This window comes from Streptomyces cellostaticus, from assembly GCF_001513965.1.
Lineage (GTDB): Bacteria > Actinomycetota > Actinomycetes > Streptomycetales > Streptomycetaceae > Streptomyces > Streptomyces cellostaticus.
The window spans coordinates 1-26,442 of record NZ_KQ948048.1 but is presented as its reverse complement, the minus strand read 5'-3'; the positions used below and the strand labels follow the sequence as shown (position 1 = coordinate 26,442).

The window sequence follows — 26,442 nt, the reverse complement described above, 5'->3', positions numbered from 1 at the left end:
GCTCCTGCGCGGCCATGACCACCTGGGGCGGCTAGCCGCCGTTGCGCAGGGCGTGCAGGGCGTCGATGCGGTTGGTGGTGATCGAGTCGACGCCCAGGGTGAGGAGGCGGCGCAGGGAGCGGCGGGTGTCCGGGGTCCAGACGGACAGGAGGTAGCCGTCGTGGTGGACGCGGGTCGCCAGGTCGTGGTCGATCAGGGAGAAGCGGTAGTTGAGCCAGCGGGGGTGGATCGCCGCCAGCAGTGCGGGGCGCGGCGGAGCCAGGCTGGTCCAGGTCAGGGCGATCTCGGCGGACGGATCGGCGGCGCGGACGGCGAGCATGGCCTCGGCGTGCGCGCAGTAGTAGACGCGGTCGCGGGCCCCGGCCTGCCGTACGACGTCCATGATCTTCTGCACGCTCCGGTGGTCCACCCGGCCGCACAGGTCCACCATCACCCGGCTGCCGTCGGTCGCGGCCAGGGCCTCTTCCAGCGTCGGCACCCCGCCCGCCGTGAGCCCGCGCACCTCGTCGGCCGACAGCGAGAGCAGGGGCCGGTCGTGTTCCCACAGCCGCTGAAGCGTCTCGTCGTGCAGCAGCACGGGGACGCCGTCGCGGGTGAGCCGTACGTCGATCTCCACCGCGTCCGCGCCCTGGTCGAGCGCGGAGCGCAGTGAGCCGACGGTGTTCTCTCGGAAGCGGTAGGGGTCGCCGCGGTGGGCCACGGCGGTCACGGTCTGCATGACCCCCATTGTGGCCATGGCACCCGTGATCATTGTGCAGGGCTCAGATCATCGCGCAGGGCTCAGGGGGCGAGCCAGCTGGTGGTGTACGTGTCGATCTCCTGCGCGATCCGGGCCTTGCCCGCCGTGTCCAGGAAGGACGCCTCGACGGCGTTCTTGGCGAGGTCGGCCAGGCCCCGCTCGTCCAGGTCGAGGAGGCGGGCGGCCACCGCGTACTCGGTGTTGAGGTCGGTGCCGAACATCGGCGGGTCGTCGGAGTTGATCGTGACCAGCACGCCGGCCGCGGCGAACTCCTTGATCGGGTGCTCGTCGAGGGTGCGCACCGCGCGGGTGGCGATGTTGGAGGTCGGGCAGACCTCCAGCGGGATGCGGTGCTCGGCGAGGTGGGCGAGCAGCCTGGGGTCCTGCGCGGAGCTGGTGCCGTGCCCGATGCGCTCGGCGCGCAGCTCGGTCAGTGCGTCCCACACCGTCTCGGGGCCGGTGGTCTCCCCGGCGTGCGGGACGGAGCGCAGACCGGCGGCGATGGCCCGGTCGAAGTGCGGCTTGAACTGCGGCCGGGGTACGCCGATCTCGGGCCCGCCGAGCCCGAACGACACCAGGCCCTCCGGGCGGATCCGGTCGTCGGTGGCGAGGCGGGTGGTCTCCTCCGCGGCCTCCAGACCGGCCTCGCCGGGGATGTCGAAGCACCAGCGCAGTACGGTCCCGAACTCCGCCTCGGCCGCCTTGCGCGCGTCCTCGATCGCGGCCATGAAGCCCAGCTCGTCGATGCCGCGCCGGGTCGAGGAGAACGGGGTGATGGTCAGCTCGGCGTACCGCACCTGCTGCCGGGCCAGGTCACGGGCCACCTCGTAGGTCAGCAGCCGTACGTCCTCCGGGGTGCGGATCAGGTCCACGACGGACAGGTACACGTCGATGAAGTGCGCGAAGTCCGTGAACGTGAAGTAGTCGACCAGCGCCTCGGGGTCGGTGGGGACCTTGGAGTCGGGGTGGCGGGCGGCCAGCTCCGAGACGATGCGCGGGGAGGCGGAGCCCACGTGGTGGACGTGCAGCTCGGCCTTGGGCAGTCCGGCGATGAAGGTGTGCAGATCGCGGTCGGTCAAGGGTTCCTCCCCGGGAACGGCGCCCGCGGAGCGAGCTCCGTGGTGCGGGCGCAGGTGATCGGCTGATCGGTGATGCGGGATCATCCTAGGCCGGGCCCGGTGCGGCGGCGGTGGCGCCGGGGCTGCCCGGACAGGCCTGCGGGCGTCGCTGACGGACCCGGGGCGGGCCGCGGAGCTGCGGAGGCGAGGCTTTACCATGACCGGACGATCGACCGAGGGGGATGGGGACGTGACGGACCGGACGCAGCCGGGCGCGGGCGAGGGAGCGGGCTTCGACCCGTGGGCGCCGCCCGAGAGCAAGCCGTCGCTGGACAAGGGCGCGCCGCAGCCTCCTGTGCAGGACCAGCAGCCCCCGGTGCGGCCGCCGTCCCTGCACGACCAGGCCACCATGATGTCCATGCCCGGCAGCGGCTTCGGCGCGCCCGGCTTCGGCCCGCCCGGCGCAGCCCCGGGCCAGAGTCAGGGCCAGGGCCAGGGCTGGAGCGAATCCGCCGTGCCGCCTCCGCCGGTCGCGCCCCCAGCTCCCGGCGCCCCCGGCGCGGCGGGCCCGGCGGCGCCGGGCGGGTACGGCTACCCCGGCTACCCGCAGGGGTACGGCTGGCCCGGTATGCCGATGGCCCCGCAGAACGGCACGGGCACCGCGGCGATGGTGCTCGGCATCCTGTCCTGCTGCCTGTTCTGCCTCTACGGTGTGGTCTCCCTCGTGCTCGGCGTCATAGCCGTGATCCTCGGCGTCAAGGGGAAGAGGCGGGCCGAGCGCGGCGAGGCCACCAACCACGGTCAGGCCCAGGCGGGCCTTATCACGGGCATCATCGGGATCGTCCTCGGCATCGCCATCATCGCCTTCCTTGCCGTCGCCATCGCCTTCGCCATCAAGGACGGCAAGAACCACGACACGGACTCCGGCCCGTCCTACAACTCGGCCCCCCGGGTGTCCGCACCCGTGCTGACCCGGGGCTGACCCCGGCCCGCGCGGCCCGCCCGCTCGCCCCCTTTGGCGCGAGCGGGCGGGCCGCTGTCATGCGCGCCGCAGCCGCTCCCGTGCCTCCATCAGCGCGAAGCCCAGCAGGTTCGGCCCCGGCCACCGCTCGGGGGCCGCGGCCGCCTCGTCGTCCGCGGCGAGGCCGATGCCCCACACCCGGTCCACGGGGCTCGCCTCCACCAGGACCCGGTCACCGGTGTCCAGCAGGAACTCCCGGAGGCCGGCGTCCGACGCGAACTTGTGGACGCTGCCCTCGACGACGATCCCGAAGCGCTCCCGCTCCCATATCGCCTCGTCGAAGTCACGGACCAGCCGCCCCGCCTTCTTCGCCTCGGCCGGATGCCTGGCCGCCAGCACCCGCCGCTCGGCCTCCGCGTCTCCGAACAGCCGCGCCTTGCCGGCCATCATCCAGTGCTCGGCCGTCGCGTATTCCACACCGTCCACCACGAACGGTGACGGCCACCACTGGCTCAGACAGCTCGCGCCGATCCGGCCGTCCGGCCGCGGCCGGTGCCCCCAGAAGTGCAGATACTTGATCCGGGCACCTGCCCGGACCTCCCTGATCAGGGCTTCCACCCCGTCGATCTTCCCCATGCACGCGAGTCTGGCACGCACCACTGACACTCCGTCCGCCCTTTTCCCTGCCGACTCGACACCTGGTCGACAGATTCCGTCGCGTAACCAAAAGGCAACAACGGAATCACTTGTTGGAGTCCTATTGCTCTGTCAGGATCGGCAGTCAAATCGAGCTGGAGCTACGCCACCCACCCCCGGGACGGGGCGAACGGCGGAGGAGAGCGACATGCACAACCCGGGCACCGCCACCCCGGAACGATTCCCCGCGCAGGAGCGCTTTGCAGACGGCGCGCAGTTCATCGCGGGCCGCCTGACGAAGGGCACCTCGGGCCGTACCCACGCCGTGGTCGACCCCGCCACCGGCGAGGAGGTGTACACCTACGAGCTGGCCGGCACCGACGACGTCGACGCGGCCGTCGCCGCCGCGCGCGAGGCCTTCTGGGGCTGGTCCTCCACCACCCCGGGCGAGCGCTCCGACGTCCTGCACCGCTTCGCCGCCGTGCTCGCCGAGCGCGCCGAGGACTTCGCCCGCGCCGAGTCCCTGCAGTGCGGCAAGCCGCTGAAGCTGACCCGCGAGTTCGACGTGCCGGGCACCATCGACAACACCGCCTTCTTCGCGGGCGCGGCCCGGCACCTGCAGGGACAGTCCGCCGGTGAGTACTCGGGCGACCACACGTCGTACGTCCGGCGCGAGCCCATCGGTGTCGTCGGGTCGATCGCGCCCTGGAACTACCCCCTCCAGATGGCCGCCTGGAAGATCCTCCCGGCGATCGCCGCGGGCAACACCATCGTCCTCAAGCCCGCCGAGCTGACCCCGCTGACCTCGCTGCTGTTCGCCCAGGCCGCCACGGACGCGGGCATCCCGGACGGCGTGATCAACATCGTCACCGGGACCGGCAAGGAGGCCGGCGAGCACCTCGTCGGGCATCCCGACGTGGCCATGACCTCCTTCACCGGGTCCACCCCCGTCGGCAAGCGGGTCGCCGAGATCGCCACCGCCACCGTCAAGCGCCTCCACCTGGAGCTGGGCGGCAAGGCCCCCTTCGTCGTCTTCGACGACGCCGACCTGGAGGCCGCCGTCAACGGCGCGGTCGCGGGCGCGCTCATCAACACCGGGCAGGACTGCACGGCCGCCACGCGCGCGTACGTGCAGCGGCCGCTCTACGAGGCCTTCGTGGAGCGGACGGCCACCCTGATGGAGACCGTGCGGCTCGGGGACCCGTTCGCTCCCGGCACCGACCTCGGCCCGCTTATCTCGCACGTCCAGCGCGACCGCGTCGCCGGCTTCGTGGACCGTGCGCGTGCCTACGCGCGCGTGGTGACCGGCGGCGAGGCCCCGCAGGGGGACCTCGAGGACGGCGCCTACTACCGGCCGACCCTGATTGCCGACGCGGCCCAGGACAGCGAGATCGTCCAGTCCGAGCTCTTCGGTCCTGTATTGGTCGTACTGCCGTTCGACACGGATGATGAAGGCATCCGGCTGGCCAACGACACCCCGTACGGCCTCGCGGCCTCCGCGTGGAGCAGCAACGTCTACCGGGCGAATCGCGCCACCCGCGAGATCAAGGCGGGCTGTGTGTGGATCAACGACCACATCCCGATCATCAGCGAGATGCCGCACGGCGGCTATAAGGCGTCCGGCTTCGGCAAGGACATGTCGGCGTACTCATTCGATGAGTACACGCAGGTCAAGCACGTAATGTTCGACAACACCGCGGTGGCGAGGAAGGACTGGCACCGCACCATCTTCGGGGACCGCTAGAGAAGACCGGGCCACCGACCAGGCCCATCCCTCCCGAAAGGGCACCACGCGCATGGAGCAGTACGAGCCCGACCGCCTGACCCCGGCCGAAGCGGCCGCCATGCGGCGCAGTCTGCGTAACGGCCGGGCAGCCATGCCCCGCCGGTCGCTGCTGCGCGCCTCCGCCGGCGGCGCGCTCACGGTCGGCGGACTCGGGGCGCTGAGCGCCTGCGGCATCCCCGCGGCGACCAAGACGCAGGGCGGCGTGTCCGCCGACGACCACTCGGCCAAGGAGAAGGTCGTCAACTTCTCCAACTGGCCCGAGTACATCGACGTGGACGACAAGGGCAAGCGCCATCCCACGCTCGACACGTTCGCCAGGCGGACCGGTATCCAGGTCAAGTACACCGAGGACATCAACGACAACGACGAGTTCTTCGGCAAGATCCAGCCGCAGCTCGCCGCCGGCCAGGACACCGGCCGCGACCTCATCGTGCTCACCGACTGGCTGGCAGCCCGGATGATCCGGCTGGGGTACGTCCAGAAACTGGACCCTTCCAACCTGCCGCACGCCTTCGCCAACCTGTCGGACCAGTTCCGTGCCCCCGACTGGGACCCGGGCCGCGCCTACTCGTACCCCTGGCAGGGCATCTCGACCGTCATCGCCTACAACAAGAAGGCACTCGACGGCGTCGAGGTGAAGTCGGTCTCCGACCTGCTGGACAACCCCAAGCTCAAGGGCCGCGTCGGCTTCCTGACCGAGATGCGCGACAGCATCGGCATGACCATGCTCGACATGGGCAAGGACCCGGCGAAGTTCACCGACGACGACTTCGACGCGGTGATCGCCCGCCTCCAGAAGGCCGTCGACAAGGGCCAGATCCGCCGCTTCACCGGCAACGACTACACGTCCGACCTCTCCAAGGGCGACTTCGCCGCGTGCATCGCCTGGGGCGGCGACATCGTCCAGCTCCAGGCGGACAGCCCGGACGTCGGCTACGTCATCCCGGACAGCGGCTACATGACGTCGACCGACAACATGCTGATCCCCAACAAGGCGCGTCACAAGACGAACGCCGAGCGGCTCATCGACTACTTCTACGAGCCCGAGCCCGCAGCCGAACTCGCCGCATACATCAACTACGTGAGCCCCGTCGCGGGAGTGGGGTCCTATCTCGCCAAGATAGACAAGTCGGCGGCGAGCAATCCGCTGATCATTCCCGACAAGGCCATGCAGGCCAGGTCCCATGCCTTCCGCGCCCTGACGCAGAAGGAAGAGACGGCCTACCAGCAGAAGTTCTCGAAGCTCACAGGGGCGTGACGACGATGACCACGACAGACAAGAGCGGTGACGTCCGCCTCTCCGGGATCGGCAAGACCTACGCCAACGGCTTCACCGCCGTACGCCCGCTGGACCTGACCGTGCCGCAGGGCTCCTTCTTCGCCCTGCTCGGCGCCTCCGGCTGCGGCAAGACGACCACCCTGCGCATGATCGCGGGCCTGGAGGAGCCGACGAGCGGCACCGTGCACCTCGGCGACCAGGACGTCACGCACCTGCCGCCGTACAAACGGCCGGTCAACACGGTCTTCCAGTCCTACGCCCTCTTCCCGCACCTCGACATCTTCGAGAACGTCGCCTTCGGCCTGCGCCGGCGCGGTATCAAGAGCGTGAAGAAGCAGGTCGAGGAGATGCTGGACCTTGTCCAGCTCGGCGAGCAGGCGCGCAAGAAGCCGCACCAGCTCTCCGGCGGCCAGCAGCAGCGTGTCGCGGTGGCCCGTGCGCTGATCAACCACCCGAAGGTGCTCCTCCTCGACGAGCCGCTCGGCGCCCTCGACCTCAAACTGCGCCGCCAGATGCAGCTGGAGCTCAAGCGCATCCAGACCGAGGTCGGAATCACCTTCATCCACGTCACGCACGACCAGGAGGAGGCCATGACCATGGCCGACACGGTCGCCGTGATGAACGCGGGCCGTGTCGAGCAGCTCGGCTCGCCCACCGACCTCTACGAGAACCCGAACACCACCTTCGTCGCGAACTTCCTCGGCACCTCCAACCTCATCGAGGCCGAGGTCGACTCCAAGACCGGCGACGACATCGTCCTCAAGGCGGGCGGCGGCAAGCTGGTGCTGCCCGAGGCGCGCTGTTCCGCCCCGACGAAGGCCGGCGGCAAGGTGCTGGTCGGCATCCGCCCCGAGAAGATCTCCCTCACCCACGCCGACGACGCGGGGGAGATCCCGGAGGGCCGCAACCGCCTCACCGGCAAGATCGCCGACGCCAGCTTCATCGGTGTCTCCACGCAGTACGTGATCGACAGCCCGGTCTGCGACGAGCTCGCGGTGTACGTCCAGAACGTCGAGCGCGACGGCCGGCTCGTCCCCGGCGCCGATGTCGTCCTGCACTGGAGCCCGGCGCACACCTTCGGCCTGGACGCGGCCCAGGACATCGACGCCGGCGTGGAGACCGTCGAGGAAGAGGCCGCATAGACATGTCGACACTCACTGAGGCGCCCCCGCCTCTCGCCCCCGCGGAACCCGCCAAGAAGTCCCCGCGCAAGCGAGGCCGGTTCACGCCGTACTGGCTGCTGCTGCCCGGCCTCCTGTGGCTGGTCGTCTTCTTTGCGCTGCCGATGATCTACCAGGCCTCCACCTCCGTGCAGACGGGGTCCCTGGAGCAGGGCTACAAGGTCACCTGGCACTTCGTCACGTACTGGCAAGCGCTGTCCGAGTACTGGCCGCAGTTCCTGCGCTCGGTCTTCTACGCGGCCGCCGCGACGATCCTGTGCCTGCTGCTCGGCTACCCGCTGGCCTACACGATCGCTTTCCGCGCGGGCCGCTGGAAGAACCTGATCATGATCCTGGTGATCGCGCCGTTCTTCACCAGCTTCCTGATCCGCACCCTGGCCTGGAAGACGATCCTCGCCGACAACGGCCCGATCGTGCACACCCTGAACTCGCTGCACATCCTGGACCTCACCAGCTTCCTCGGCTGGACGGCCGGCGACCGCGTCCTCGCCACCCCGCTCGCGGTGGTGTGCGGACTGACGTACAACTTCCTGCCGTTCATGATCCTTCCGCTCTACACCTCGCTGGAGCGGATCGACGGGCGGCTGCACGAGGCGGCCGGCGACCTGTACGCCAAGCCGTGGACCACCTTCCGCAAGGTGACCTTCCCGCTGTCGATGCCGGGCGTGGTCTCCGGCACGCTGCTGACCTTCATCCCGGCGGCCGGTGACTACGTCAACGCCGAACTCCTCGGCTCGACCGACACCCGCATGATCGGCAACGTCATCCAGACGCAGTTCCTGCGCATCCTGGACTATCCGACGGCGGCCGCCCTTTCCTTCATCCTCATGGCCGCGATCCTGTTCATGGTCACGGTCTACATCCGCCGGTCCGGGACGGAGGATCTGGTCTGATGCCTTTCGTCACCTGGCTCAAGCGCCATCTCGTCGTCATCGCGGGAGTGCTGACGCTCTCCTATCTGCTGCTGCCGAACGTCATCGTGACGGTGTTCTCCTTCAATAAGCCGAAGGGGCGCTTCAACTACGAGTGGCAGCAGTTCTCCACGGACGCCTGGAAGGACCCGTGCGGCGTCGCCGACATGTGCGGCTCGCTGTCCATCAGCCTCCAGATCGCCGTCTGGGCGACGATCGGCGCGACCGTCCTCGGCACGATGATCGCCTTCGCGCTGGTCCGCTACCGCTTCCGCGCGCGCGGCGCCGTCAACTCGCTGATCTTCCTGCCGATGGCGATGCCCGAGGTCGTGATGGCCGCCTCGCTGCTCACCCTGTTCCTCAACATGGGTGCTCAGCTGGGCTTCTACACGATCCTGATCGCGCACATCATGTTCTGCCTCAGCTTCGTCGTCACCGCCGTCAAGGCGCGCGTGATGTCGATGGACCCGCGCCTGGAGGAGGCCGCCCGGGACCTGTACGCGGGCCCGGTGCAGACCTTCCTGCGGGTCACCCTGCCGATCGCGGCACCCGGAATCGCCGCGGGCGCGCTGCTGTCCTTCGCGCTCTCTTTCGACGATTTCATCATCACCAATTTCAACGCGGGCTCGACCGTCACCTTCCCCATGTTCGTATGGGGTTCGGCGCAGCGCGGAACCCCCGTTCAGATCAATGTCATCGGTACGGCCATGTTCCTGGTCGCCGTACTGTTCGTCCTGGTCTCGATGCTCATCACCAACCGCCGTAACAGCCAAAAGGCATAAAGCTCTGTAGGGAGTTGAAATCATGGCCCCAAGCGCCATGAGTCGTGGCAAAGACAACTGGATCGCCTCTCTTTCCGAAGCCCAGCCGGTCCCGTACTGGCTGGAAGACCCCGGCAAGCCGCCCGTCGAGCCCGCCCTCACCGGCTCCGAGACCTGCGACCTGCTGGTCGTCGGCGGCGGCTACAGCGGACTGTGGAGCGCGCTCAACGCCAAGGAGCGCGATCCGCAACGCGATGTGGTGCTGCTGGAAGGGCGCGAGGTGGGCTGGGCCGCCTCGGGCCGCAACGGCGGCTTCTGCGCCGCCTCCCTCACCCACGGCCTGCCCAACGGCCTCACCCGCTGGCCGGACGAGATCCACCAGCTCCAGAAGCTGGGCGAGCGCAACCTCGACGAGATCGAGGCGGCGATCGCCCGGCACGGCATCGACTGCGACTTCGAGCGCACCGGCGAGATCGACGTCGCCACCGAGACCTACCAGGCCTGGGAACTGCGCGACTGGCACCGGGAGCTGGAGGAGAAGGGCCTCGCGGACGGCATCGAGTTCCTCGACGCCGACGCCGTGCGCGAGCAGGTCGCCTCGCCCACCTTCGAGGCGGGCCTGTGGGACCGCCGGGGCGTGGCCATGCTGCACCCCGCGAAGCTGGCCTGGGGCCTGAAGCAGGCATGCATCAGGCTCGGCGTGCGCGTCTACGAGCACACGCCCGCCCTGAGCCTGAAGCAGTACGGCGCCGGCATGACCGTACGCACCCCGTACGGCTCGGTCCGCGCCCGCAGGGTCGCGCTCGGCACGAACATCTTCCCGAGCCTGCTGCGGCGCGTGCGCTCCTACACCGTCCCGGTCTACGACTACGCGCTGATGACCGAGCCGCTCTCTGCCGACCAGCTGGCGTCGATCGGCTGGAAGAACCGCCAGGGCCTCGGGGACTCGGCGAACCAGTTCCACTACTTCCGGCTGTCCGCCGACAACCGGATCCTGTGGGGCGGCTACGACGCGGTCCACCACTACGGCGGCCGGGTGCGCGCCGAGTACGACGACCGCCCGGAGACCTACGCCAAGCTCGCCGGCCACTTCTTCACCTGCTTCCCGCAGCTGGAGGGCGTCCGCTTCACGCACGCCTGGGGCGGCGCGATCGACACCTGCTCGCGCTTCTCGGCGTTCTTCGGCACGGCCCACCAGGGGAAGGTGGCGTACGCGGCGGGCTACACCGGCCTCGGCGTCGGCGCCACGCGCTTCGGCGCCGACGTGATGCTGGACCTGCTGGACGGGGAGCGCACCGAGCGGACGGAGCTGGAGATGGTCCGCAAGAAGCCGCTGCCGTTCCCGCCGGAGCCGTTCGCCTGGACCGGTATCGCGCTCACCAAGTGGTCGCTGGCCCGTGCCGACGCGCAGGGCGGCCGCCGCAATCTGTGGCTGCGGGCGATGGACCGGCTGGGGCTGGGCTTCGACAGCTGAGGCCTCCGGCTTCTACCCGCTCCGCACGGCTCCGTCAAGCCACGAGTTCACGGAGCGTGACGCTTCTGCCGGGCTACGGCGTACTGGAAGCACGGGCCTCGCCGGGAGGCACCGACTTCCACACCGGATCGGCAGGAGCAATCATGACTCGCATCATCCGCACGCACGACGCATCTCGTCCCAAGCGTCGTCTGGGTCCGGCGACCGCGGTGGCCTCCGCGGCCCTCGTCATCGGAGGGGTCATGCTGCCGGCCGCGGTCGCGTCGGCGGCCCCGATGCCCCAGGCGGCGCCGGTGACCATGGCTGTCAGCCACAGTCATCACGGCCACGCCCACAAGAACGACCCACAGAACATCAACAACATGCCCGGCTGCCATCTCTACAAGGGGGACATCTACTGCAAGACGGACCCGAAGGCGCCCCCGGCCCCGGCCCCGGCGCCGCCCGCGCCCCCGGCGCCGCCCGCGCCCCCCGGTGGCACCGGGCCCGGCCACGAAGTAGGGAAGTAGCGGCATCGTGTGACCCAGCTCACCTGAAAGAGCGGCCGGAACCCGCGTAATGCCCCCGCAAGGCCTCCCTCTCCCTCGTGACGCGACCGTGTTCACGAGAGAAAGGGAGGCCTTCTCATGACTGGGGCGAAGACGGCGGTCGAATGGCTGGCATCCGTCGCACCGGATCCCGAGGCCTGCCGCTGGGAGTGGGAGCGCAACCCCCTGGGGATCGCGCTGCTGCCCGCAGGCAAGGCCTGGGACGTGCTGATCCTGCCGGGCGACCTCGGCTATCCCACGCTCGACGTGCTCACCCGCGTCCTCGACCAGCCCGGCCCGGTGCTGGCCGACTTCGGGGACAACCGGGTGGGCTTCTTCGTGCCGCCGGGCACCGCGGCCCGCTGGCTCGGCACCGGTATCCGTACCGCCGGACCCGGCACCTGGATCGTCGTACCGTACCCGGGCCGGGCGACGCAGGGTGTGCGCTGGCTGGTGCCGCCGGACGGCTCCGGCACGCTGACCGACCCGGCGCTGCTGGAACTGGCGATGCACGAGGCGGCGGCGGGGCCGGCCGGGGACGAGAGCTGGTAGCACCCGCACACCTTGACGACGGGGATGTCGAACGGCACTTCGGCCACCGCGTCCGGCTACACCTGCCCGGCCGACGAAGACGAACTGCGGGACGTGGCCCGCTCTGCGCTGCCTGATGACGTGGCCGGTGAACCGGGGCCGGTACTCGGACCGGGAGGCTGAGAAGAACTCCGGCGCGTGCTCCGGCTGAGCACGAAGGACAGGGTGGTCAGCAGCACCGTGCACAGGCACCAGCTGGCCATCACGTCCAGCGGCCAGTGCCAGCCCCGGCGGACCAGACCGTAGGAGACCCCGAGCACGAGGCCCGCGCAGACGCCGACGAGGACCCGGCGGGCAGCGGGTGAACGGAGCCAGGGGAGGAGGAGCAGGGTCGCGGAGCCGTACGCGATCGCCGCCGTCGCCGTATGGCCGGAGGGGAAGTAGCCGTAACCGACGGCCGGGGGCATCACGGGGGTCCCCGGCCGGGCGGTCCAGTCCTTCAGCGGTACGACGATCGCCGGGACCAGCGCCATCAGTACGGCGGCCGCGGCGGGCGGCAGCCACCACCGGTCCGTCCCGGTGGCACGGCCACGCCAGGCGGAATGGGCCAGGGCGACGACGAGCACCGGCACGGCGATCTGGACGTTGCCGAGGTCGGAGAGGAGTTCGGAGAACCGGTCCGGGTGGACGAGCGTCCGGCTCAGCCGCGCGTCCAGGCCGAGGAGCGGGCCGTGGACGACGACCTGCCAGGTGATCAGGGCGAGCAGGACGGCCGGGAAGAGGCCCAGGAGGGCGTGTGTGAGACGCGGATCCGGTGAGGTCGACACGGGCCCCAGCTTCGCAGGTCCGGACCGGAAAGTGAGGAAGGAGGTCGGCCGCCCCGGAACAGGGGGGGTGGTTCCGAGGCGGCCGACCGGATCGGGACGTCGCGCGCCCCGGGGGGTTTGGGGCGGCGACCGTCCGATCGGTGAGGAGATCCCGGAGCCGTCAGGCCCCGGTTGTGTGCGCGAGGGCACGACCAGGTCGAAGCTGGGGAGGCCCCGGCCTGAGATCGCCCACAGTCCCCTGTGGGCGGGGTGTATCTCTCATCTGGGTAGAACCTACGGCAGCCCGGGGCGCTTGGGCAGACGGAATCGCGTCCCGCCATCCACCCCGCACACCTTCTTCACACCGCCTGCCGCAGGCGCCCTTCACAGGTGCGGAACCCTCGCTCAGATGCGCGAAAAGGCCTGCTCGATGATGTCGAGGCCCTCGTTCAGGAGGTCCTCGCCGATGACCAGCGGGGGCAGGAAGCGCAGCACGTTGCCGTAGGTGCCACAGGTCAGGACCAGCAGGCCCTCCTGGTGGCAGGCCTTGGCGAGCGCGCCGGTCGCCTCCGGGTTCGGCTCCTTGGTGGCGCGGTCCTTGACCAGCTCGATGGCGATCATGGCGCCGCGGCCACGGATGTCGCCGATGATGTCGAACTTCTCGGCCATGGCGGTGAGGCGGGACTTCATGATCGCCTCGATGTTCTTCGCCTTGGCGTTGAGGTCCAGCTCCTTCATCGTCTCGATGGAGCCGAGCGCACCGGCGCAGGCCACCGGGTTGCCGCCGTAGGTGCCGCCCAGGCCGCCCGCGTGCGCGGCGTCCATGATCTCGGCGCGGCCGGTGACGGCGGCGAGCGGGAGGCCGCCCGCGATGCCCTTCGCCGTCGTGATCAGGTCGGGGACGATGCCCTCGTCCTCGCACGCGAACCACTGGCCGGTACGGCAGAAGCCGGACTGGATCTCGTCCGCGACGAAGACGATGCCGTTGTCCTTGGCGAACTGGCTGATCGCCGGCAGGAAGCCCTTGGCCGGCTCGATGAAGCCGCCCTCACCGAGCACCGGCTCGATGATGATCGCGGCCACGTTGTCAGGGCCGACCTGCTTGGTGATCTGGTCGATGGCCATCTTGGCGGCCTCGGGGCCCGCGTTCTCCGGGCCGGTCGGCCAGCGGTAGGCGTAGGCGACCGGGACGCGGTAGACCTCGGGGGCGAACGGACCGAAGCCGTGCTTGTACGGCATGTTCTTCGCGGTCAGCGCCATGGTGAGGTTGGTCCGGCCGTGGTAGCCGTGGTCGAAGACGACGACGGCCTGGCGCTTGGTGTACGCACGCGCGATCTTGACGGCGTTCTCGACGGCCTCGGCGCCGGAGTTGAACAGCGCGGACTTCTTGGCGTGGTCACCCGGGGTCAGCTCCGCGAGGGCCTCGGCGACCTCCACGTAGCCCTCGTAGGGGGTGACCATGAAACAGGTGTGGGTGAAGTCGGCCAGCTGGGCGCTCGCGCGGCGTACGACGGCCTCGGCGGAGGCGCCGACGGAGGTCACGGCGATGCCGGAACCGAAGTCGATGAGGCGGTTGCCGTCGACGTCCTCGATGATGCCGCCGCCCGCACGCGCGGTGAACACGGGCAGCACGGAGCCCACGCCCTGCGCGACCACGGCGGTGCGGCGGGCCTGCAGCTCCTGCGACTTCGGGCCGGGGATGGCGGTGACGACGCGGCGCTCCTGCGGAAGTGCGGTCATGCGGGGCTCCTGGGGGTATTACGGACGCTTACCTTCTTTTGTCGCAGGCTAAGGCGGGGTGTGGGGGGTGGGCATGCTCCATGTGGGCGTTGTCGGGAAGGCCGGTTGTCCGTGGTGGACATAGCAGTGCGGCAGGAGTGCGCCCAGTCGCACCCTCCTCTCGGCCGCGTAAGCGGTGAACTCCCCTTGCCGGGGCGTTAGATTGACTCGCTGACGGTGCACGGAACGGCTGGTCAAGGGGCAGGCTCGATGGACTCGGACGGCACACAGGACACACGCGGCACGCGGCGGCACGGCGTGCCGCGGCCCTCCGCGCCGCCGAGCGCCCCGGGCCGGGAGGCCGCCCTCCCGCCGTCGGGACCCGCCGCGTATCCACCGGCACCGTCCCTGCCGCCGCGCCCCACCCACAAGCCCGGCGCGGGGCAGACAGCGGCACCGGGCACGGAGGCCGGCGGCCTGCTGGCCTGGCTGGTCACCCCGCGAGCCGAGGCCGAGCCGGGGCTGTGGCGCTACGGCCACCGTCCCCGAAGCCAGGACGCCCCCGACCGGGTGTCCGACCGGGCACTGCTGGCCGGGGCGGTCGGTGCGCTGCTCGCCGCACTCCTCGTGTGGTCGCTCTGGGACAACAACCTGGTCCCCCACAAGAACATCCTGCTGGAACTCGTGACGCCGTCCGACTGGTGGGGGCTGGAGCAGCCCCGGGCGGCGCTCACGGCACGGGCCGTGTACGACAGCCTCTTCGCCACCCTGGCCCTCTACTACTTCGGGCGGGTCGGCAACTGGAAAGAGGTCGCCCAGCGGTATGTGATCGCCCGTCCGCAGCCCTCCCGCGCGCTGCGCGCCGCCGTCCTCGGGGCACTGGTCGTCTGGCTGGTCGTCTGGCGCGAACTGCTGCCGTACGAGCGGCTCGCCGTCAGCCTCACCCCGTCCGACTGGCTCTTCGGGCCCACCGACGTGAGCACCGTGCACCGGCTGCGCGTGTTCAACACCCTGCTCACCCTGCTGGGCCTGTGGCCGTTCGCCGTGGCGGGCGGCTGGCGGGGGCTGCTGAGCGGACTGCGCCGTCCCCAGGCGGGGGCCGAGACCCCTCGGGAAGCAGTCGCCGCGACCCCGGCCGACTGGCCCGAGCTGCGCGCCCTCGGACAGGACGCGGCGGCCGAGCGGCTGGCCGAGGACGTGCGCACCGGCCGGATGAACGACGTGGACTGCGCACGGATCCGCCGCGCCTGGACCTCCGTGGTGGCCAGCCCCTCGCGCCTGGACGCGTTCAGCTCGGCCGTGCTCCGGGAGGGCGCCCAGGCCTGTGCGCACCCGTCCGGGCAGCGGGACCTGCCCGCCCGTACCGCCGTCCACGACCTGCTGACCTCCCAGGTGCGCATCGGCCGGTACGCGGACGCCGAGCGCACGCCACCGGCCCGCCGGGACGTGGGCGCCGCCGTCGACCCCGGCACGCTCGGCACCTCCCTGCTGGCCGTCGGCCCCTCCGGCTCGGGCAAGACCGAGCGCCTGGTGCGGCCCGTCGCCGAGTCCCTCGCGCTCCAGGCGCTGGCCGGGCAGGCGGCGCTCGTCGTGGTGTCCGCCGCCGGAACTCCCCTGGGGACCGACCAGGCCTACGACATCGTGGTGCGGCCGGGAGACCAGACGTCGGAGTACGACCTCGACCTGTACGGCGGGTCCGAGGACCCGGACGAGGCGGCCGCGCTCCTCGCGGACGCCCTGGTGGGAGACCTGGGCGAGGTCGATCTGCGCCGGGCCGGAACCATACTGGCCCAGTTGCTGGGCCCCTTCCGGACCGCCCACGGCCGGTTCCCGGCCGTGGGCGAGCTGCGGGAGCTGCTGGACGGGGTGCCGACGGCGCTGGACGGGCTGAGGGCGATGCTCGACCCCGAGACGCACCCGGCCCTGCACCGGGAACTCGACGCACGCGCACGGCAGGCGGGCCTGCCCGGGGATCCGGGGATCGTTCTCGCCGACCGGATCGCCTGCCTCGACCGCCCGGCCTTCGCGGGCTTCTTCGACACCTCCCCGGACGCCCGGCCCTTCACCCTGCGCTCCCTCGACCACCCGCTGCGGGTCAGGGTCGACCTGCCGGAACGGGCGCACCCGGAGGCCGCCCAGCTGCTGACCCGGCTGCTGCTGGTCCAGTTCACGGCCGCCATGACCGCTCGGCAGGACCGGTCCCTGTTCGCCTGTCTCGTCCTGGACGACGCCACGCACGCGATCACCGCCGAGTCCGTGCGCTCCCTGCGGCGGCTGCGGCAGAGCAACGCCGGCGTCCTGCTGAACCTCCGGGCCCTGGGTGACGTACCGGAGCAGCTGCGTCAGCCGCTGCTCGCCGCGGTCGGCTGCCATGTCGCCTTCTCGGGCGTCACCACCTGGGAGGGCGCCCTGTTCGCCCAGGTGTGGGGCACCGAGTGGGTCGAGACCACCGAGATCGCCAAGCACACGGTGTTCGCGGACCAGCCGCTGACCCGGCTGATCCACGCCGTGCGGAAACTGGGCACGGGCAAGCCGGTCACCACGGACGCCGTGACCGTGCGCAAGGTCGAACGCGAACGCTGGTCGGCCTCCGAGCTCGCGCACGGGGTGCCGGCGGGACATGCGGTGCTGTCGCTGACGACCGTGCAGGGGGAGCACGCTCCGCCGCTGCTGGTGGATCTGCGCGGCTGACCCAGGGCCGCGTCCGGGCAAGGGGCGTCCCGGGACCGTACGGTGAGGCAGAATCGGCATAGGCTGTTCATACGCGGCGGCCAATTGATCACAGTGATCACCGGATCTCCCCACCTGCTGTCCCGCTTCTCCCCTCCCTGAAGGCCTCATGCCCCCGACCCTCGCCTCGCTCGTCCATCACACCGCGCTCAAGCTGACCGTGCGCGCGGGCGAGGACCGTCTCGACGTGCCCGTCCGCTGGGCGCACGTGAGCGAGCTGGCCGACCCCGTGCCCTACATGGAAGGCGGCGAACTGCTGCTGATCACCGCGCTCAAGCTGGACGCGGAGGATCCGGAGGCGATGCGGCGGTATGTGAAGCGGCTGGTCGGAGCGGGTGTCGTCGGGCTCGGCTTCGCGGTCGGCGTGAACTACGAGGAGATCCCCAAGGCCCTCGTGGACGCCGCCGAAGAGGAGCGGCTGCCGCTGCTGGAGGTGCCCCGCCGCACCCCCTTCCTCGCCATCAGCAAGGCCGTGTCCGCCGCAATCGCGGCCGACCAGTACCGGGCTGTCACGGCGGGCTTCGCCGCTCAGCGCGAGCTGACCAAGCAGGCCCTGAACGCGGGCCCGGAGGGCCTGCTCACTGCGCTCGCCGTGCAGGTCGACGGGTGGGCCGCGCTCTACGACGCCTCGGGCGCCGTGGTCGCCACCGCACCGGAGTGGGCCGGGCGCCGGGCCGCCCGGCTCACCGCCGAGGTCGAACGGCTTCGGGAGCGGCCCGCACCGGCCTCCGCGGTGGTCGGCGGACCCGACAACGAGGACCGCATCGAGCTGCACTCCCTGGGGACGGGCCGGCGCCCGCGCGCCGCGCTCGCCGTCGGCACGGCCGCCGCCCTCGGCACCGCCGAGCGCTACGCCGTCCACTCCGCTATCGCCCTGCTCACCCTCACCACCGAACGCTCCCGTTCCCTGCACGCGGCCGAGCAGCGGGTCGGCGCGGCGGTGCTGCGCATGCTGCTCGCCGCCGAGCCGGACCACGCCCGGGCCGTCGCCGGGGACCTGTACGGGGGGCTGCTCGACGCGCCCTTCCGGATCATCGTCGCGGAGTCGCTGCCCGGCTCGGCCGCGCGGGCCCAGGCCGAGGCGGACAGCGATGCGCTGGGCCGGATCGCGGAGGCCGCGGAGTCGGCGGCGGCGCGGGCCGGCGAGGCCGTGCTGGTCGTACCCGAGGGGGAGCGGCTGGTGGTGCTGGCCGCGGACGGGGGTGCGGCGGTGGCCGCGTGTGCCGCGTACGCGGCGACGCTGGAGGCGGCGCGGTCCGTGCCCGAGCAGCCGGCCGGGGACGAGGACGACATGGTCGTCGGCCTGTCGGCCCCGGCCGGACCGATCGCCGCAGCCGCGGCCTACAAGCAGGCCGAGCAGGCGCTGTCGGTGGCGCGGCGGCGGGGCCGGGTCCTGGTGGAGCACGAGCAGCTGGCGGCGGGGTCCGTGCTGCCGCTGCTGGCCGACGACGCGGTGAAGGCGTTCGCCGACGGTCTGCTGCGGGCACTGCACGAGCACGACGCGACGGGGCGCGGGGACCTGGTCGCCTCACTGAGGGCGTGGCTGTCCCGGCACGGTCAGTGGGACGCGGCCGCGGCCGATCTCGGGGTGCACCGGCACACGTTGCGGTACCGGATGCGGAGGGTGGAGGAGATCCTGGGGCGCTCCCTGGACGACCCGGACGTCCGGATGGAGCTGTGGCTGGCTCTGAAGGCGACGTCGCCGGAGTAGCCACACCTCAGCCCGCCCACCCCCGACTCGGTGGGCTGAGAGGCGCCGCGAGAATTCAGCCCCTCCGGCACAGGAGAAGTAACCTCACCACGCCAAACCGGAGCATCACCCAGCCCCACCACTACGACTCGGACAAGCGACCCCCGCCCGCCCCCGCCCTACCGTGGACCACGAACCGTAAGAACACCCCCAACGCGGAAGGGCCGGGACTCACAACATGACTTCCACCCACGCCTTCTGGCTCGCCGGCCGCCAGGTCACCGGCGAGGACACCTTCGACGTCACCTCCCCATGGGACGGCCGGCTCGTCGGCAAGGTCAGCGTGCCGACCGACGCCCAGGTCGAGGAGGCCGTGGCCGCCGCGTACGCCGTCCGCGAGGACTTCGCCGCGACCCCCGCCCACGTCCGCGCCGCCGCCCTCGACCACGTCAGCAAGCGCCTGGTCGAGCGCACCGAGGAGATCGCCCAGCTGATCTCCGCCGAGAACGGCAAGCCGATCAAGTGGGCCCGCGGCGAGGTCGGCCGCGCGGTCTCCGTCTTCCGGTTCGCCGCGGAGGAGGCCCGCCGCTTCAACGGTGGCGAGGCCCAGCGCCTCGACACCGACGCCGGCGGCCAGGGCCGCCTCGCCCTCACCCGCCGCTTCCCGAAGGGCGTCGTCCTCGGCATCGCGCCGTTCAACTTCCCGTTGAACCTGTGCGCCCACAAGGTCGCCCCGGCCATCGCCGCCGGCGCCCCGATCATCCTGAAGCCGGCCCCGGCCACCCCGCTCTCCGGCCTCATCCTCGGCGACCTGCTCGCCGAGACCGACCTGCCTGCCGGCTCCTGGTCGATCCTCCCGGTCGCCAACGACCGCATGCCCGCCCTCGTCCAGGACGAGCGCCTGCCGGTGATCTCCTTCACCGGTTCCGAGAAGGTCGGCTACGCGATCATGGACTCGGTGCCGCGCAAGCACTGCACCCTGGAGCTGGGCGGCAACGGCGCGGCCGTCGTCCTTGCCGACTTCGCCACCGACGAGGACCTGGACTGGGCCGCGACCCGCATCGCGACCTTCTCCAACTACCAGGGCGGCCAGTCCTGCATCTCCGTGCAGCGCGTGATCGCCGACGCCTCCGTCTACGACCGCCTGCTGCCCCGCATCGTGGCCGCCGTGGAGGCCCAGGTCACCGGCGACCCGAGCGACGCCAAGACCGACGTCGGCCCGCTGGTCAGCGAGGACGCCGCCAAGCGCGTCGAGGCGTGGGTGAAGGAAGCGGTCGAGGCGGGCGCCACCCTCCACACCGGCGGCGACCGCGACGGCGCCTCCTACGCGCCGACCGTCCTCACCGACGTACCGGCCGGCACGACGATCTCCTGCGAGGAGGTCTTCGGCCCGGTGCTGACCGTGCAGAAGGTCCACGGCGAGGCCGAGGCCTTCGCCGCCGTCAACGACTCCAAGTACGGCCTCCAGGCAGGCGTGTTCACCCACGACCTGCAGGTCGCCTTCCGCGCCCACCGCGCCCTGGAGGTCGGCGGTGTCGTCGTCGGCGACGTCCCGTCCTACCGCGCCGACCAGATGCCGTACGGCGGCGCCAAGCAGTCCGGTGTGGGCCGCGAGGGCGTGAAGTTCGCGATGGACGACTACACATACGAGCGCGTGCTGGTCCTCACCGGCCTCGCGCTCTGACCTGCCACGGACAGGTCAGCACCACGGCCGCAGCCCACTGTGCGGGGGCTGCGGCCGTTCGTGTTCTCCGGTGGTACTGACCTGGTAAAGGATTCGACATCGACAGTTCAATAACCTTGTCCTGTGCATGACTCGCCCGGTGGGATGCGCATGACCACTTCGTCCGACTCAGGACGTCTCAGGGCCACTCAGGGGAATTCATGCACATATCCCGCACCGGGCGCGGCGTCGCGGCATCCGCCGCAGCCACTGCCGCCCTCGTCGCCGCCGCACTGGCGACCACCTCGCAGGCCGGCGTCACCGCCGCCGCGCCCGCCGCAGTACCGCACACCAAGGCGGTCCCGGCCATCGCCGGACACACCCTGGTCCATGGGGTGTCCAGCCCGCTCCCCATCGCGCAGTGCCAGACCAAGTGGCACATCAACTGCTACGACCCGCTCCAGTACCGCACCGCGTACAACCTCAACCCGCTGTACCGCAAGGGCATCACGGGCAAGGGGCGCACCATCGTCATCGTCGACTCGTTCGGTTCCCCGACCGTCCAGCACGACCTCGACGTCTACAGCAAGCAGTTCGGCCTGCCCAGCACCAAGGTCAAGGTGGTCAAGTGGGGTCACGTCCCCGCCTTCGACCCCAAGAACTCCGACATGACCGGCTGGGCCGGCGAGACCACGCTGGACGTCGAGATGGCCCACGCCGTGGCGCCCGGCGCCAAGATCGTCCTGGTGGAGACGGCGGTCTCGGAGACCGAGGGCACCACCGGTCTGCCGGAGATGATGAGCGCCGAGAAGCACCTCATCGACCAGGGCGTCGGCGACGTCATCACCCAGAGCTTCGGCGCCACGGAGAACACGTTCCCCGGCTTCTCCCGGGGCGACTTCTCCAGCATCAAGAACCTGCGCTACGCCTTCCAGGCCGCGAACCGCAAGAACGTGACCGTCCTCGCCTCCTCCGGCGACGGCGGCGCCACCGACCTCGAGGCGGACGGCAAGACCTACTACAAGAAGCGCGTCAACTCCTGGCCGTCCTCGGACCCGCTGGTCACCTCCATCGGCGGCACCCAGCTCCACCTGAACGACAAGGGCGACCGCGTCAAGCCGGACAGCGTCTACAACGACTACGGCGCGGGCGGCGGCGGCCAGTCCCACGTCTTCACCCGGCCGGCCTTCCAGAACGGCGTGAAGAACATCGTCGGCGCCCGCCGCGGCACCCCCGACATCTCGATGGCCGCCGCGGTCAACGGCGGCGCCTGGGTCTACTCCAGCTACGACCCGACCGCCACCGGCTGGGACGTCTCCGGCGGCACCAGCGAGGCCAGCCCGCTCTTCTCGGGCATCGTCGCCCTCGCCGACCAGGCGGCCGGCCACCGCCTGGGCAACATCAACAAGGCGCTGTACGAGCTGTCCTCCCGCCACACCGGGCGCACCGGCATCGTCGACGTCAACGACGGCACGAACAACAGCTACAAGGACGTCACCGGCTACAAGGCCGTCAACGGCTACGACATGGCCACCGGCGTAGGCACCGTGGACGCCACCCGCTTCGTCCCCGCCCTCGCAGCGGCCGGCCACCACAGCTGACGCGGCGCTGCTGCAACGGGGTTGCTGCCACGACCCCTACGACGGCCCGGGTTCCACACCCGGGCCGTCCGCTCTTGTCCGTCCGCCGAAGCCATGGCTTCAGGGCGGCCCCTGGTCGCAGTGCCCGTAACCTGCGCCGCCGATATCCGTTGCCCTCGACATGGGCGAACTTCTGGATCCCGCACACGGAGTGCCGGAGCTGTGCGAGCCGCGTCTGCCACTCTTCACCCTGCCGGAGGCACACGAACTGCTGGACGTCCTCCAGCACTTCGGCACGACCGACCACGACTGGGGCGCGCGGGCCCGGCACTTCGCAGCGGAACTGGCGGTGCGGATTCCTTCGGGGGAGGGGTAGCGATCCGGCGCCTGTCTCATCCTGCCGGGTTGGAGAAGGCGCCGACGAGCGGGGATGTGCCCTGCTGGCACGAGGGGCGGGAACCCTGCTGATCTTTGGCGCCCTCGTGTTGCAGGGCTTCGACCAGGGGTCTGGTGGGCTGCCGCGTACGGCTGTCCGGAGTGAGAGGCACGGGTTCGGTCGAGCAGTTGTGCCTGCATTGTCGCGTCGGGCTTGTCGTTGAAACGGCTCTGGAGGCCCTTTGCGATCTGCCGAACTCGCTGGTGAGGGCCCGCTCAGGGTGGAGTCGGCCGGTCCCGGTCCACAGATAGGCCATGAACTCGGATGTCAGCGGAAGAGCTCCGGTACCGGGCAGACTTCCGGCGGCCCATCCGGCTGATCAGCCCGGCGCCACCAGACGTGCCGTCCAGCGCAACCGGACGGAGCTGACCAAGTGGCCGCCGGAAGCGCGCGATCTGTGGCAGTTTGGTCTTCCTGAGGGAGAGGATTGACGGTGACTGATTACCGATGCGGGTCGTGCTCCTATGGGAGCGAGGATCTCGATGATCTTCGACAGCATTCGATCCAGACGGGCCACGACCCGGCCGGGCCAACCGAAGGCAAGTCCGGCAAGGGCAGGGTCGCGGCTGGGATCGGCGTGGGCGTGGGCCTTCTCACCTTCGCCACCGGGGTCTTCGCCTGGAACTACAAGACAGTCCAGTACAAGGCACTCCAGTCTCTGGCTGCCGGACTGGTGGTACAGGTAGCGGAGTTGGCAGCGGAGAACGAGTACCTGAAGTCGGCCAGCGGCGCAGGGAAGACGCTCAATAGCTTTCGCGCTCGCTGAGTGTGGGGCAAGCGCCTCTGGGCCGACTGGGAGCAACTGCCCGAGGGCTCAGTGAAGAGTGGCCCCGGCTGCGAGGTCCCCATGTACGCCAAGGGCAGCCGCGTCCCCGGCGCGCCCCACTGGTAATGGGAACCATTTCCATATATCGTGAGCCTTGGCGCAGGCCAGCCTCCCCTCCGAAGGGGCCCGGCACCGCTGCCTTCCGGTGCCGGGCCCCTTCCCTGCGTCGGTTTCTCCGGACCCTCAACCGGAGAAGCCGACGTGCGCGAGCCGCAAGGGGCCGCGCAGTCTGAGGTGGACGTCGTGGAGGCCCTTGGTGGCCAGGTCGGCGGCCAAGGTGGTGTAGGCGTAGGCGTCTGCCGTGGGGGTGTGCAGCGTCAGCTCGGCCAGTGCCGGGCCGCCGTCCAGGGACAGTTCCAGGACTCCCTCGCCGGCCAGTTGAGCTGTCACCTCGGACACGCCGTTCCCGAAGTCGCAGGATCGGTAGACCAGTTCGGCCGATCCGCCCTCCGTCGGGGTCACCGCGTCGCCCGCCGTCTTCGTGCGGTCGACGATCGCGATGCCGGACTGCTCGTCGAAGTCCGCCGCCTCCAGGCCGCGTCGGGTCACCGCGCGGGGCGCCGGGGGCTCGCCGTCGAGGATCAGGGTCGTGTGGAGGCGGATGTCCTCGCTCGATGCGCCGAGGAGGAGGTCGTACGGGCCGTTCTCCAGGCGCCACCGCCCCTGTCGCACATCCCAGAACCCGAAAGCCGGCAGCGGGACTTCGAAGGCCAGCTCCGCTCGTTCGCCGGGGCTCAGTGTCACTCGGCGGTGGTCGAGCAGCTCGCGGCGCGGCCGGGTCACGGAAGGGTCCGCCGCCCGGGTGTAGAGCTGGGCGACCTCGGCGGCCGGCCGGTCGCCCGTGTTGGTGATCGTGCATGACACGTGCACCGCGGTGTCCGCCGCCCGGGCCGATACGTCGGCGTAGGAGAAGGACGCGTACGACAGGCCGTGGCCGAAGGGGAAGAGGGGGGTGCCCTCGAAGTACAAGTACGTCTGGCGGGCGCCGATCACGTCGTAGTCGAGCAGCTCGGGCAGGTCGGCGTCCGACTCGTACCAGGTCTGCGGGAGGCGGCCCGCCGGGGAGACGTCACCGGCCAGTACCCGGGCCAGGGCCGATCCCGCCGCCTGGCCGCCGTGCGCGGTCCACAGGACGGCCGGTAGCCGGGACACGTCCACCGCGTAGGGATACGCCGAGACCAGGATCAGTGCCGTGCGCGCGTTGGCCGCTCGTGCGGCGCGCAGCAACCGCTGCTGGTGGGCGGGGAGGGACAGGGTCGTACGGTCCTCGGTCTCGCGGCCGTTGATGTGCGGGTCGTTGCCCGCCACCACCAGGACCACGTCCGCCTCGGCGGCCGCCCGGGCCACCGCCTCCTCGCCGCGCTCCATGGTGATCACCTCGAAGAAATCGCCGGCTTCGGCAACCTTCACGCCGTCGGCGGCGACGCAGATGTGGCGACCCGTGCCGAGGTGCTTGAGGAGGTGACCGTTCTGGTGGGTTTCCAGGCGGAACGTCTCCTGGGCGACCCAGCCGCCGGGCTGGTCCGCGGAGGCGCGGACGTAGCCGTCCTCGGCGACGGAGAGGTAGCGGCCGTCGGGGGAGCGCAGGGTCAGGATCCCCTCGCCCCAGTCGGCCAGTGCGAACTCGGTGCCCGTCGGATCCGTGGTGAGAGGGGGCAGGTCGGTGCGGCCGGACAGGAGGGCCGGATCGAGGGCGGCCTCCGTGCCGCGTGCCTCGTCGGGGGCGTCCGTGGGCGGTACGTGGAGGAAGGCGCCGGAGGGTGTCCGCAGGCGGATCCGGTCCACGCCCTCCGCGAAGTCGACCCGCTCCGCGCCGAAGCGGTCGTACAGGCCCTCCAGAGGAGTGGAGCGGTGCAGGAGGCTGCCGCTGTACCAGTCGAGTTTGCACTCGTCGGCGAGCAGGCCGACCACGGCGAGCCGGGTGTCCGGCGCGAGGGGCAGCAGGTCGTCGTCGTTCTTCAGGAGGACCACGGCCTGTTCGGCGGCCTCCTGGGCGAGGGCGCGGTGAGCCGGGGTGTCGAACTCGCCGGTGCCCCGGTGGGGGTCGTAGTGCGGGTCGAACTCGCCGAGGCGGAAGCGGACCGACAGGTGGCGGCGGACCGCCGTGTCGATGTCCGCCTCCGCCAACAGGTCCTGTTCCAGGGCGCCTTTGACCCGTGCCGTGATCTGTGCGGCGTCCGTGCCGTGGTCGGTGAAGCTGTCCACGCCGGCCAGCAGCGCGGCCGCGGTCGCCTCCTCGTGGGTGTCGAAGTAGTGCTCGGCGTCGACCAGGTTGGTCGGCGCGCCCGCGTCCGAGCAGACCAGCAGGTCCTGGTCGGTCCAGGCGCGCAGGTGGGTGCGCAGGTACGGGGAGAGGTGGTTGGGGCGGCCGTTGACCAGGTTGTAGGCAGGCATCACGCCGGCCACCGCGCCCGCCTCGACCGTCTTCTTGAAGGCACGCAGGTCGTACTCGTGCAGCACGCGCGGGCGGACGGAGGCGGACGACGTCGCGCGGTCCGTCTCGTTGTTGTGCGCCAGCCAGTGCTTGAGGACGGGGGCCGTGCGCCAGTAGGTCGGGTGGTCGCCCCGCAGGCCCTGCGTGTATGCCGTGGCGATGGCCGAGGTCAGCTTCGGGTCCTCCGAGTAGCCCTCCTCGTTGCGGCCCCACAGGGGGTGGCGCAGGAGGTTGACCGTGGGAGACCAGACGTTCAGGCCGACCCGGTCGTCGCGGGCGCGCATGGCCCGGGCCTCCTTGGACACCGCCTCGCCGATGCGCCGTACGAGGTCCGGGTTCCAGGTCGCGCCGAGGCCGACAGCCTGCGGGAAGACCGTCGCCGGGCCCATCCAGGCCACGCCGTGCAGTGCCTCCTGGCCGGTGCGGAACGCGGCGATGCCGAGGCGCTCCACGGCGGGCGCGTACTGGTGGAGGAAGGAGACCTTCTCGTCCAGGGTGAGCCGCGCCAGCAGGTCGTCGATGCGCTTCGCGAAGGGCAGATGCGGATCGCGGAAAGGCGGCGTGGTCGGCGAGTGAACGGTCACGGGCGGTTCCCCTTGCGATGGAACGACGAGACGTTTTCGAAGCGCTTCGATGCTCATTCGACGCCCCTTGTGCTGTCAAGGCGCTGTGCGGAAGGAAAGCCGACTTCTCACCTACATGGCAAGGGGGAAT

21 protein-coding genes are annotated in these 26,442 nt (G+C 70.9%); 15 read left to right on the top strand and 6 right to left on the bottom strand.

What is annotated here, in order from left to right; genetic code table 11:
* Nucleotides 1-31: 31 nt before the first annotated feature.
* Together AQI88_RS37230 and AQI88_RS37225 are read right to left on the bottom strand one after the other, a co-directional pair.
* The gene (locus AQI88_RS37230) at nt 32-718 is read right to left on the bottom strand and encodes a glycerophosphodiester phosphodiesterase (protein ID WP_067008690.1); all 687 of its coding nucleotides are present in this window, start codon (nt 716-718) and stop codon (nt 32-34) included.
* Between the two features lie 62 nt (nt 719-780).
* Nucleotides 781-1,902 carry an adenosine deaminase gene (locus AQI88_RS37225; RefSeq protein ID WP_244184499.1) on the bottom strand — a complete coding sequence of 374 codons (1,122 nt, stop codon included), beginning with the start codon at nt 1,900-1,902 and terminating at the stop codon, nt 781-783.
* A 145-nt stretch (nt 1,903-2,047) separates the two neighbouring features.
* On the opposite strand from AQI88_RS37225, the gene AQI88_RS37220 reads away from it, so the two are divergent.
* On the top strand, nt 2,048-2,779 hold the full coding sequence (locus AQI88_RS37220; protein ID WP_067008684.1) for a DUF4190 domain-containing protein: 732 nt from the start codon (nt 2,048-2,050) through the stop codon (nt 2,777-2,779).
* 57 nt (nt 2,780-2,836) lie between these two features.
* Here the strand turns inward: AQI88_RS37220 and AQI88_RS37215 are convergent, their stop codons facing one another.
* A complete protein-coding gene (locus AQI88_RS37215) occupies nt 2,837-3,394 on the bottom strand; it encodes an NADAR family protein (RefSeq protein WP_067008681.1) in 558 nt (185 codons plus the stop codon).
* A gap of 208 nt (nt 3,395-3,602) precedes the next feature.
* On the opposite strand from AQI88_RS37215, the gene AQI88_RS37210 reads away from it, so the two are divergent.
* From AQI88_RS37210 to AQI88_RS37175, 8 genes are all read left to right on the top strand, one after another.
* A complete protein-coding gene (locus AQI88_RS37210; RefSeq protein WP_067008678.1) occupies nt 3,603-5,138 on the top strand; it encodes a gamma-aminobutyraldehyde dehydrogenase in 1,536 nt (511 codons plus the stop codon).
* A 52-nt stretch (nt 5,139-5,190) separates the two neighbouring features.
* A complete protein-coding gene (locus AQI88_RS37205) occupies nt 5,191-6,438 on the top strand; it encodes an ABC transporter substrate-binding protein (RefSeq protein WP_067008676.1) in 1,248 nt (415 codons plus the stop codon).
* The gene (locus AQI88_RS37200) at nt 6,435-7,601 is read left to right on the top strand and encodes an ABC transporter ATP-binding protein (RefSeq protein ID WP_067008673.1); all 1,167 of its coding nucleotides are present in this window, start codon (nt 6,435-6,437) and stop codon (nt 7,599-7,601) included. Before AQI88_RS37205 ends, AQI88_RS37200 begins: the two co-directional genes overlap by 4 nt.
* A 2-nt stretch (nt 7,602-7,603) precedes the next feature.
* The gene (locus tag AQI88_RS37195; RefSeq protein WP_067008670.1) at nt 7,604-8,533 is read left to right on the top strand and encodes an ABC transporter permease; all 930 of its coding nucleotides are present in this window, start codon (nt 7,604-7,606) and stop codon (nt 8,531-8,533) included.
* Nucleotides 8,533-9,333 carry an ABC transporter permease gene (locus tag AQI88_RS37190; protein ID WP_067008668.1) on the top strand — a complete coding sequence of 267 codons (801 nt, stop codon included), beginning with the start codon at nt 8,533-8,535 and terminating at the stop codon, nt 9,331-9,333. The genes AQI88_RS37195 and AQI88_RS37190 overlap by 1 nt, the downstream gene beginning before the upstream one ends.
* Before the next feature lie 22 nt (nt 9,334-9,355).
* Nucleotides 9,356-10,786, top strand: a complete 1,431-nt coding sequence (locus AQI88_RS37185) for an NAD(P)/FAD-dependent oxidoreductase (protein ID WP_067008665.1) — start codon at nt 9,356-9,358, stop codon at nt 10,784-10,786.
* A gap of 143 nt (nt 10,787-10,929) precedes the next feature.
* Nucleotides 10,930-11,295 carry a hypothetical protein gene (locus AQI88_RS37180; RefSeq protein ID WP_067008661.1) on the top strand — a complete coding sequence of 122 codons (366 nt, stop codon included), beginning with the start codon at nt 10,930-10,932 and terminating at the stop codon, nt 11,293-11,295.
* A 117-nt stretch (nt 11,296-11,412) separates the two neighbouring features.
* Entirely contained in the window at nt 11,413-11,865 is a 453-nt protein-coding gene (locus AQI88_RS37175) for a hypothetical protein (protein ID WP_067008658.1), read from the top strand.
* A gap of 56 nt (nt 11,866-11,921) precedes the next feature.
* Here the strand turns inward: AQI88_RS37175 and AQI88_RS37170 are convergent, their stop codons facing one another.
* Nucleotides 11,922-12,671, bottom strand: a complete 750-nt coding sequence (locus tag AQI88_RS37170) for a phosphatase PAP2 family protein (protein WP_067008655.1) — start codon at nt 12,669-12,671, stop codon at nt 11,922-11,924.
* 384 nt (nt 12,672-13,055) lie between these two features.
* Complete coding sequence (gene gabT, locus AQI88_RS37165; RefSeq protein WP_067008651.1) at nt 13,056-14,390, bottom strand: 4-aminobutyrate--2-oxoglutarate transaminase; 1,335 nt, start codon at nt 14,388-14,390, stop codon at nt 13,056-13,058.
* A 249-nt stretch (nt 14,391-14,639) separates the two neighbouring features.
* Between gabT and AQI88_RS37160 the strand changes: the two genes are divergently transcribed.
* From AQI88_RS37160 to AQI88_RS37135, 6 genes are all read left to right on the top strand, one after another.
* On the top strand, nt 14,640-17,060 hold the full coding sequence (locus tag AQI88_RS37160) for an ATP/GTP-binding protein (RefSeq protein WP_067008648.1): 2,421 nt from the start codon (nt 14,640-14,642) through the stop codon (nt 17,058-17,060).
* Between the two features lie 148 nt (nt 17,061-17,208).
* A complete protein-coding gene (locus tag AQI88_RS37155; protein ID WP_067008645.1) occupies nt 17,209-18,810 on the top strand; it encodes a PucR family transcriptional regulator in 1,602 nt (533 codons plus the stop codon).
* 217 nt (nt 18,811-19,027) lie between these two features.
* The gene (locus AQI88_RS37150) at nt 19,028-20,473 is read left to right on the top strand and encodes an aldehyde dehydrogenase family protein (RefSeq protein ID WP_067008642.1); all 1,446 of its coding nucleotides are present in this window, start codon (nt 19,028-19,030) and stop codon (nt 20,471-20,473) included.
* Between the two features lie 200 nt (nt 20,474-20,673).
* Nucleotides 20,674-22,053 (top strand): S53 family peptidase, encoded by a 1,380-nt coding sequence (locus tag AQI88_RS37145; protein WP_067008639.1) that lies wholly within the window; start codon nt 20,674-20,676, stop codon nt 22,051-22,053.
* A 160-nt stretch (nt 22,054-22,213) separates the two neighbouring features.
* Nucleotides 22,214-22,408 carry a hypothetical protein gene (locus tag AQI88_RS37140; protein ID WP_067008635.1) on the top strand — a complete coding sequence of 65 codons (195 nt, stop codon included), beginning with the start codon at nt 22,214-22,216 and terminating at the stop codon, nt 22,406-22,408.
* 493 nt (nt 22,409-22,901) lie between these two features.
* Entirely contained in the window at nt 22,902-23,234 is a 333-nt protein-coding gene (locus AQI88_RS37135) for a hypothetical protein (protein WP_067008632.1), read from the top strand.
* 243 nt (nt 23,235-23,477) lie between these two features.
* Here the strand turns inward: AQI88_RS37135 and AQI88_RS37130 are convergent, their stop codons facing one another.
* The gene (locus AQI88_RS37130; RefSeq protein WP_067008629.1) at nt 23,478-26,312 is read right to left on the bottom strand and encodes a glycoside hydrolase family 3 C-terminal domain-containing protein; all 2,835 of its coding nucleotides are present in this window, start codon (nt 26,310-26,312) and stop codon (nt 23,478-23,480) included.
* Between the last annotated feature and the right edge of the window lie 130 nt (nt 26,313-26,442).